This window comes from Streptococcus sp. HMSC074B11 (assembly GCF_001808705.1).
Classification (GTDB): Bacteria; Bacillota; Bacilli; order Lactobacillales; family Streptococcaceae; genus Streptococcus.
Window position 1 is genome coordinate 16,083 of sequence record NZ_KV794260.1, and the last position, 2,466, is coordinate 18,548.

2 protein-coding genes are annotated in these 2,466 nt (G+C 41.8%); both read left to right on the forward strand.

Annotated elements, in window-relative coordinates; translation table 11 throughout:
* The first annotated feature begins 623 nt into the window (after window positions 1–623).
* Window positions 624–1,187: a TIGR01440 family protein gene (locus tag HMPREF2619_RS03240; protein WP_070458979.1), complete on the forward strand. Its 564-nt coding sequence runs from the start codon at window positions 624–626 to the stop codon at window positions 1,185–1,187.
* Between the two features lies 1 nt (window position 1,188).
* Window positions 1,189–2,466: YSIRK-type signal peptide-containing protein (locus HMPREF2619_RS03245; RefSeq protein ID WP_148130361.1), on the forward strand; the 1,278-nt coding region annotated here is incomplete at its 3' end.

A 2,466-nucleotide genomic window follows, 5' to 3' on the forward strand; every position in this document is an offset into this window, starting at 1 on the left:
TTTATTAGCAATCAAACTTTGACGCGGTAGTTGATTGAACTTTTTGTTCGTCTTTCAGACTCCAAAAATCTCCTAATCATCCTCGCGGGGCTGGGACTACGAAATCGAGACTTTGTCTATCGATTTCTGTCCCACCGCCTTTTGTTATCTTCTCTGTAAAATCTAGTTTTTAAAATATTGGATACAGTTTGTATTCAAAAAACCGACATATTATAATTTGAGGATAAAATTAAAGTTTTAGCATAATTTCATGAAAATTTTCTGAATCATCATCTAAATCTACATGGACGAAAAAGTGGCTAAAAAATAAGCAAAGTAGTAGCTTTAATAGAAGAAATGGGGTAGAATGGTAGAAGTTGCTTTTCGGTAGCTTATAATCGAATTGACAGACAAATCTTTTAGGTGTAAATGTTGTTACATCAACGATTTTACTAAACTATTATATTTTTTTTGTTTTCAAAGTATAATTTATCTTATATTTGAAACTAGATGAATTTGAATCAGTTTTTGAAAAGAGCCCTCATATAGTTTTTGAATCCTAGCAAATGGTATTCCTATGCCTTCCAATCTTGCTAAAATTGATGAAAAACGATATGATAGAATGAAAAAAAGCGAGGTGAAATATGGACCAAAGACGGATTCAAACAGAAACACAGCAGATACTTGAAGATGTATTAGACAAGGCTTCTTTACAGGAGGGAGCACTATTTGTCTTGGGTTTGTCTTCGAGTGAAGTGCTGGGAGGACACATCGGAAAAGATTCGAGTCAGGAAATCGGTGAACTTATTGTCAAGACTATGTTGGAACTGTTGGCGGCTAAGGGAATTCACCTGGCTGTTCAAGGTTGTGAACATGTCAATCGGGCTTTAGTTGTTGAACGAGAAGTAGCTATAAAATATCAGTTGGAGATTGTGAGTGTACTCCCGACCTTACATGCAGGAGGGTCTGGTCAGTTGGCCGCCTTTCGCTATATGAAGGATCCCGTGGAGGTCGAATTTATCAGGGCAGATGCTGGTCTGGATATTGGTGATACAGCTATCGGTATGCATATCAAACATGTTCAGGTACCCATTCGACCAATCTTAAGAGAGATTGGTCAGGCTCATGTGACGGCACTTGCAAGTCGACCAAAACTCATTGGAGGGGCGCGTGCTCAATATCCAATAGATCATATTAGGAAGATATAAAATGAATACTAGAAAAATGCAGTTTGAGAGAGTCATTAAATACTCTATTCGGAAGTTCTCAGTTGGTGTCGGTTCTGCGGTTATCGGGACATTTCTTTTGGGGGCAAATAACTTTTTAGTTGAAACTGTTTCAGCTAACGAAGTGGTAACTCCCAACCAAGTTCATTACCGTTATTTGGCTGAACAAGAATTGACAGAAGCAGAAAAAGCTTTGATCCATCACGAACTTCCTTCTGATTTAAAGCAAGATGATGTTGTCTATCTTGTTTACAGAAAGAAAGAAATGAATTCTCAACAATTGCCGAACACTGGAAGCAAGGAGTTGGCGCTAGCAACTCTTGGATTTGCAACAGCGTCTATGGTTGTTGTGGTGATGTCTAAAAAGCACCGCAACAAAATGCTTGGCCTTCTCTTTATTGGAGCTTTAGGTGGTAGTTACTTTATCCCTCAGTCAGCTCAAGCATTTGAGAATAAAATCTTAGTGTCCTACAATCAAACGATTGCAGCAAGTAGTCAAGAAGACTTGGCAAAAGGTGTCATTCAAATCGAAGGATACGAATACGTCGGTTACTTTAAAGCATCAGACTTCCAAGAACAACCAGAGCAAATGACGACTGCTAAGGGAACTCAAGAAGAAGGTCATGAAGGCGAATCTTTGGTTCAACCAGAAGCTCCAGCTTATACCGGCGAGGTTAGTGCCAAAGGAACCCAAGAAGAGGGTCACCAAGGTGAATCCCTAGTTCAGCCAGAATCCCCAGCTTATACAGGTGAGATTACAGCCAAAGGCACGCAAGAAGAAGGTCACCAAGGTGAATCCCTAGTCCAGTCAGAATTGCCAGCCTATACCGGCGAGATTACAGCTAAAGGCACGCAAGAAGAAGGTCATGAAGGCGAATCTTTGGTTCAACCAGAGTTGCCAGCCTACACCGGTGAGCTTACAGCCAAAGGCACGCAAGAAGAAGATCACCAAGGTGAATCCCTGGTTCAACCAGAATCCCCAGCTTATACAGGCGAGATGAGCGCCAAAGGAACCCAAGAAGAGGGTCACCAAGGCGAATCTTTGGTTCAGCTAGAGTTGCCAGCCTACACCGGCGAGATTAGTGCTAAAGGCACGCAAGAAGAAGGTCACGAAGGCGAATCCCTGGTTCAACCAGAAGCTCCAGCTTATACAGGCGAGCTTAGTGCCAAAGGTACTCAAGAAGAGGGCCACCAAGGTGAATCCTTGGTTCAGCCAGAATTGCCAGCCTACACCGGCGAGATTACAGCTAAAGGCACGCAA

Excerpts from the sequence above, each read along its gene's own strand:
- HMPREF2619_RS03240 (WP_070458979.1), top strand. The coding sequence starts at position 624 with ATGGACCAAAGACGGATTCAAACAGAAACACAGCAGATACTTGAAGAT.